The sequence below is a fragment of the Burkholderia sp. Se-20378 genome, assembly GCF_017104665.1.
In the GTDB taxonomy this organism is placed as follows: domain Bacteria; phylum Pseudomonadota; class Gammaproteobacteria; order Burkholderiales; family Burkholderiaceae; genus Burkholderia; species Burkholderia lata.
This window is the reverse complement of sequence record NZ_JAAGPG010000471.1, coordinates 1-6,439: the sequence shown is the minus strand read 5'-3', so window position 1 is coordinate 6,439 and position 6,439 is coordinate 1. Positions and strand designations below refer to the sequence as shown.

Here is a 6,439-nt window from a genome sequence, read left to right as displayed (position 1 = left end):
TTGTCGCCGTGCGCAGCCAGCAGCGCGCGCCCTTCATCCGACAGCTTGCGGCCGAGGTCGGGCCGGCGCAGGTAATGCTGGCGATCGGGCGCGGCGCTCTGCACGCCGAGCGTCGCGTAGCCGGCCGCGTCGAGCTCGCGCCGCAGCGCATCAGAGTCGAGCGGCTGGTGCACCGCGTCGCGCGCCTGCGCATGCGACAGGTTGAACGCGAGCAGCGGCGCGGTCGGCAGGCTGTTGCCCGCGCGGCCGAGCGCGATCCGCGCATTCGTGAACGACTTCAGCTGCGCCCACGGGTTCTTTTCGACGGCGTCGCTCATGCCGAAATCCCCATCCAGTCGTTCGCGCCCGCGAGCAGCGGCACGCGCGACGTCGCGGCACGCAACGCACCGTGCGCGTCGGCGATCTCCATCGTCTCCAGCCACTCCTCGAATTCGGGCGCGCGGCGCAGGCCGAGCACCTCGCGCACGTACAGCTGGTCGTGAAACGACGTGCTCTGGTAGTTCAGCATCACGTCGTCCGCGCCCGGAATCCCCATGATGAAGTTGATGCCGGCCACACCCAGCAGCGTCAGCAGCGTATCCATGTCGTCCGAGTCGGCTTCCGCGTGGTTCGTGTAGCAGATGTCGCAACCCATCGGCACGCCGAGCAGCTTCCCGCAGAAGTGATCCTCGAGCCCCGCGCGGATGATCTGCTTGCCGTCGTACAGGTATTCCGGCCCGATGAAGCCGACCACCGTGTTCACGAGAAACGGCTCGAACTTGCGCGCCACCGCATACGCGCGCACTTCGCAGGTCTGCTGATCGACGCCGAAGTGCGCGTTCGCCGACAGCGCGCTGCCCTGCCCCGTCTCGAAGTACATCAGGTTGTTGCCGACCGTGCCGCGCTTGAGCGACAACGCAGCCTCGCGCGCCTCGCCGAGCAGCGCGAGCGAGATGCCGAAGCTCGCGTTCGCCTTCTCGGTGCCCGCGATCGACTGGAACACGAGATCGACCGGCGCACCCTTCTCGACCGCCGCGATCGTGTTGGTCACGTGCGTGAGCACGCATGACTGCGTCGGCACGCCGTAGCGTTCGCGGAAGCCGTCGATCATCGCGAGCAGCTTCACGATCGCCGCGAGGCTGTCGGTGGCCGGGTTGATGCCGATCATCGCGTCGCCGCAGCCGTACATCAGCCCGTCGAGCATCGATGCGGCGATGCCCTTCACGTCGTCGGTCGGGTGGTTCGGCTGCAACCGCACCGACATCCGGCCCGGCAACCCAACCGTGTTGCGAAAACGCGTGACGACGCGGCGCTTCCTCGCGGCCGCGATCAGGTCCTGGTTGCGCATCAGCTTCGACACGGCCGCGACCATCTCGGGCGTGAGGCCCGGCGCGATCCGTTCGAGCGCCGCGCCGTCAGCCGCCGGCGACAATAGCCAGTTGCGGAAATCGCCGACGGTGAGGTGCGAGATTTCCGCGAACGCCTGCGCATCGTGATCGTCGACGATGAGGCGCGTGACCTCGTCGTCTTCATACGGAATTACCGCTTCGCTCAGGAATGCCTTCAGCGGCACGCCCGCGAGCGCGATCTTCGCGGCGACGCGCTCCTCCTCGCTCGCCGCCGCGACACCGGCGAGCTGGTCGCCGGAACGCAGCGGGCTCGCTTTCGCGAGCAGCGTCTTCAGGTCCGCGAAACGGTACGTGCGCGGACCGATCGTCTCCGTATAGGACATCTGCGAGTCTCCTTGCCAAAAGCCGACGGCGCGCCCGTTCGACGGGGCGCGCCGGATGCCGTCAGGGACGGCCGTTCACCTTCACCCTGCTCACTCCTCCAGCAGCACGTCGCCCGGCGCACTTGCACGCTGCGAACGCGTCGCGAGGAAGTACGCGTAGCCGAACGCGAGGAAGCCGAGGAACACCAGCGCGACCAGCCCGTTGAAGTACACCATCGTCCCGAGACAAATGAGCGCGGCCAGGATCGCGAACGCCGGGAAGATCGGGTACAGCGGCGCGCGGAACGGCCGTTCGAGATTCGGCTGCGAGCGGCGCAGCTTGAACAGCGACGCCATGCTCACGATATACATCACGATCGCACCGAACACCGACATCGTCACGATATTCGCGGTCAGCGTCTGCCCGCCGAACTGGATCAGCTCGTCGCTGTAGATCGCCGCGATGCCGACCACGCCGCCTGCGATGATCGCGCGGTAAGGCGTCTTGAAGCGCGGATGCACCTTCGCGAGCCATTCGGGCAGGTAGCCTTCACGGGCCAGCGCAAAGATCTGGCGCGAATAGCCGAGGATGATCCCGTGGAACGACGCGACCAGCCCGAACAGCCCGAGCCACACCAGCATGTGCATCCAGCCGCTGTTCGCGCCGACGATGTACTTCATTGCCTGCGGCAGCGGGTCGTTGATGTTCGCGAGCTTGGTCCAGTCGCCCGCGCCGCCGGCGAACACCATCACGCCGATCGCGAGTGCAACGAGGGTCAGGATCCCGGCCACGTACGCGATCGGGATCGAGCGCTTCGGGTTCTTCGCTTCCTCGGCGGCCATCGCGACGCCTTCGATCGCGAGGAAGAACCAGATTGCGAACGGGATCGCCGCGAACATCCCGTGGAACGCGCCCACGCTGAAATGATCGGCGCCCGACCAGCCGCCCTTCATGAAGTTGCTCCACGCAAACCCCGGCGACACGACGCCCATGAACACCAGCAGCTCGAAGATCGCGAGCAGCGTGACGACCAGCTCGAAGGTCGCCGCGATCTGTACGCCGACGATGTTCAGCGCCATGAACACGAGATACGCACCCATCGCCGCATGCTTCGGCTCGAGGCCGGGGAACTGCACGTGCAGGTACGCGCCGATCGCAAGCGCGATCGCGGGCGGCGCGAACACGAACTCGACGAGTGTCGCGGCGCCGGCGAGATAGCCGCCGGTCGGGCCGAACGCACGGCGCGCATACGCGAACGGGCCGCCCGCGTGCGGGATCGACGTCGTCAGCTCGGTGAAACTGAAGATGAAGGTGGTGTACATCGCCGCGACGAACAGCGCGGTGACGACGAAGCCCAGCGTGCCGGCGCTCGCCCAGCCGTAGCTCCAGCCGAAGTATTCGCCGGAAATCACGAGGCCGACCGCGATACCCCACAGTTGCCAGGTCCCGAGCGTCTGCTGCAGCGCGGGCTGGCCGGACGACTTGGCGCCGGCGGCGGGCCGGCCATTCGACTCTGCTTTCATCGGACTCTCTCCTCAAAGGCGCCGGGCCTGGCGGCCTGCGCGACTGAGAATCGATGCTAGAGAGTCATTAAACGACGTGTTATCGAAATTCGGCAAAGATCGCGGCTGACATTTCGCTGACGGAAATGCAGACACGGAACGGCTGACGAAGCCGATCGGTACGAAGCCGACACCCCGCGGGCGGCACAGCGGCAGCCGGCTGCCGACAGCCGGGCGCGGGCGGCGCCGCACGAACGGAACGGTCGCGTGCCGTTCTCGCCCGGCTGGATACACACGCTGCCGCAGCGCCGTCCGGCCATGCAGCGCGGCCGGACGGATGCTCGACGGTGGCCTTACTGGCCGCCGCCGCGCTGGTTGAACCAGCGGTCGAGCAGCTTGCCGGCCGCTTCGCGCCCGCCGAGGCCGAACGACAGCGCCACCGCCACCGCGATCGCGCCGAGCACGAGGCCGAACGCGAGCTGCACGATCTCGTTCGCGATGCCCATCGCGCGCAGCCCCATCGCGAACACGAGGCCCAGGATCGCGAATTGCGCGATGCGTGCGAACAGCACGCTGTGCTCACGGTCGGCCTGCTCGATCACGCGGCGCGCAAGGCCCGCGAGCCACACGCCGATCACGAGGATCACGCCGCCCATCAGCACATGGCCGCCGAATTCGATGAACAGCGTGACGACGTCGCGCACCTGCGAGAAGCCGAGCCGGTTCGCCGCTTCGACCGACGCAAACAGCATCGCGAAGAACACGATCAGCCGCGCGACCAGCACCGACGGCTGCAGGATCCCCGAGAACACGCGCTCGACGCCGAGCACGGCCGGCAGCCCGTCGGCGCCCGCGGCTTCCAGCAGCTTCTGCGCGAGCGACGCGACGAAGCGCGCGAAGTAGAACGTCACCAGCACGATCACGATCGCCGCGACGATGTCCGGCACCGCGCCGAGGAACTGGTTCAGCATGTTGGTGGCCGGCACCGAGATCGCGTCGATCTTCAGCGCGTCGAGCGCGGAGATCAGCGTCGGCACGAACACGAACACGTAGACGATCGTGCCGACCAGGTTCGACACGCGCACGGGCGTCGGGCTGTCGAGACCCTGCGTGAGGCGGTCGGCGCCGGCGGCGACGAGCAGGTTCGTCACGAGGCCGCGCAGCACGCGCGCGACGATCCAGCCGACGATGCCGATCACCGCGGCCGCGAACAGGTTCGGCACGATCGCGAGCAGCTTGTCGACCATCCCCTGCACCGGCGACAGCAGCCCCGACAGCGCGAACGACGCGAGGATCGCCGGCAGGAACATCAGGATCACGAGCCAGAACAGCACGTCGCCGAGATAGCCGCTCATCGGCTGCATGCCGGCGCCTTCGGACAGCTTGTCGTCGATCTTGCTCGCCTTCAGCGCGCGGTTCGCGAGGCTTCGCAGCAGCGACGCGATGAGCCACGCGATCAGCGTCAGCGCCCCGCCGCCGATCAGGTTCGGCAGGTAGTTGACGATGTGGGTGACGAGCAGCGAGAACGGGTTGGAGACCGCGTACAGGTTGAGCACGTTGAAGATGCCCACCGCGGTGACCAGCAGCACGAGCCAGAACAGGCCGCCTGCGATGATGCGCTCGACGCAGGCGCCCTGGCCGGTGCTTTCGTTGATCCGCTGATCGACCTTCAGCGCGCCGAGCAGGCGCATCGCGCCGGCCCGCACCACGACGGCGATCAGCCAGCCGATCACCAGGATGCCGATCGCGCCGGCGATCTTTGGCAGATACCCCCCTAGCGTGGTCTGCAGCGACGTGATGAAGCTGGAAGCATCCATTTCTTCTTCTCCCGAAAACGTGGTGTTGCGATTGAACATCGACGAACTACCTGCGTACTTCGAAAAACGTGCTGCCCCGACGAAGCAACTTACCCGAGAAAAATGACGCGATCACCCGATTTCACCGTCTTTAACTTTAGTCATAGATCGCAGGGGGGCAAGACCCCATTTCGTCAAAATAAAATGGGGCCTGATTTATCGGCCTCCTACGCATTTCCGCAAGATTTATCCATTCGGCCCGTGCTACCGTGACGTCGGTTCCCGCCCGGACACGCCGATGACCGCCGCAACGAAACCCGACCAGCCCGCCTGGCTTCGCTATGCGGCGAGCGTGGCGCGCGTCCACGAGTACATCCACGCGCACCTCGACGGCCCGCTCGACCTGAACCGGCTCGCCGAAGTCGCGTGCCTGTCGCCGTATCACTGGCAGCGCGTCTATCGCGCGCTGTATGGCGAGTCGATCGTGCTGACGGTGCGGCGGATGCGGATCGTGCGCGCGTCCGAGGATCTCGTCTGCACGGCGCGGCCGATCGACGAAATCGCGCGACGCGCGGGCTACGGTTCGACGCACGCGTTCGCGCGGGCGTTTCGCGACGCATACGGCGTGCCTCCCGTGCAGCACCGGCGCACGGGCAGCCACCGGCCCATCTATCCGTTACAGCGAGGAGAAGAAGACATGTTCAAGCATGAAGTCGAGATCCGGCAGCTACCGGAATTACACGGCTATGCAGTGGCGCACACCGGTTCGTACTTGAAGGTCAGCGAAGCGTTCATGCGGATCGGTGCGTGGGTCGGGCAGCACGGGTTGATCGGCCCCGGCGCGAAGATGATCGGCATTTTTTACGACGATCCGGACACGACGCCCGAAGCACAGTTGCGCGCGAAAGCCTGCTTCATGCCGGCCGACGGGGCGCCTGACGTCGAACCCGCGCCGCCGGTGGAGCGCGCGACGGTGGCGGGCGGCGAATACGCGGTGTTGCTGCATACGGGGCCGTATGCAGACCTGAAGACGGCGTACCAGTGGCTCTACGGCGACTGGCTGCGTCACTCGGGCCGCGAAGCCGCCGACGCGCCGCCGTTCGAGCTGTACCTCAATACGCCGATGGATGCGGCGCCGGCCGACCTGCGTACCGAGATCTACCTGCCGCTGCGCTGATCGAAAGGCGGTACACCGCCCCCTGAAACGAAGCGCGCCGGCCGGCGTTCACACGCCGCCGGCGCGCATGGCCGACACACTGACTTACGCAGCCTGCGTCCCGCACCCGGGACAAAAACGCGCGTCGGCCGCCAGCGCCGAGTGGCAACGGCTGCAGGACTTGCCGCGCTGCGCGGCACCGCACTGCGCGCAGAACCGCGCATCCGACGCATTGAGGGCGCCGCAGCCCGCACAGGCGAGCTGGCTCAGCGGCACGTTGCCACCGGGCTGCCC

General features: G+C 67.0%; 6 protein-coding genes. 1 reads left to right on the top strand and 5 read right to left on the bottom strand.

The genetic code is table 11. The features are described 5' to 3' along the window. The 4 genes from G3N93_RS31590 to G3N93_RS31575 form a co-directional block, all read right to left on the bottom strand. Window positions 1-317 (bottom strand): ethanolamine ammonia-lyase light chain EutC (locus tag G3N93_RS31590; protein ID WP_206134712.1); only part of this gene is annotated, 317 nt, incomplete at its 3' end. Beyond that, window positions 314-1,711, bottom strand: coding sequence for an ethanolamine ammonia-lyase subunit EutB (locus G3N93_RS31585; protein WP_206124388.1), 1,398 nt, complete (start codon window positions 1,709-1,711; stop codon window positions 314-316). The genes G3N93_RS31590 and G3N93_RS31585, both read right to left, overlap by 4 nt. A gap of 90 nt (window positions 1,712-1,801) precedes the next feature. Then, the gene (gene eat, locus G3N93_RS31580) at window positions 1,802-3,214 is read right to left on the bottom strand and encodes an ethanolamine permease (RefSeq protein WP_174940190.1); all 1,413 of its coding nucleotides are present in this window, start codon (window positions 3,212-3,214) and stop codon (window positions 1,802-1,804) included. A 332-nt stretch (window positions 3,215-3,546) separates the two neighbouring features. After that, complete coding sequence (locus G3N93_RS31575) at window positions 3,547-5,010, bottom strand: mechanosensitive ion channel (protein WP_174940192.1); 1,464 nt, start codon at window positions 5,008-5,010, stop codon at window positions 3,547-3,549. Window positions 5,011-5,287: 277 nt separating this feature from the next. Here G3N93_RS31575 and G3N93_RS31570 point away from each other — a divergent pair, with 277 nt between their 5' ends. Continuing rightward, window positions 5,288-6,166 (top strand): GyrI-like domain-containing protein, encoded by an 879-nt coding sequence (locus G3N93_RS31570; protein ID WP_174940194.1) that lies wholly within the window; start codon window positions 5,288-5,290, stop codon window positions 6,164-6,166. A gap of 84 nt (window positions 6,167-6,250) precedes the next feature. On the opposite strand, the gene G3N93_RS31565 is transcribed toward G3N93_RS31570, so the two are convergent. Then, the coding region (locus G3N93_RS31565) for a zinc ribbon domain-containing protein (RefSeq protein ID WP_241026770.1) at window positions 6,251-6,439 on the bottom strand (189 nt) is incomplete at its 5' end.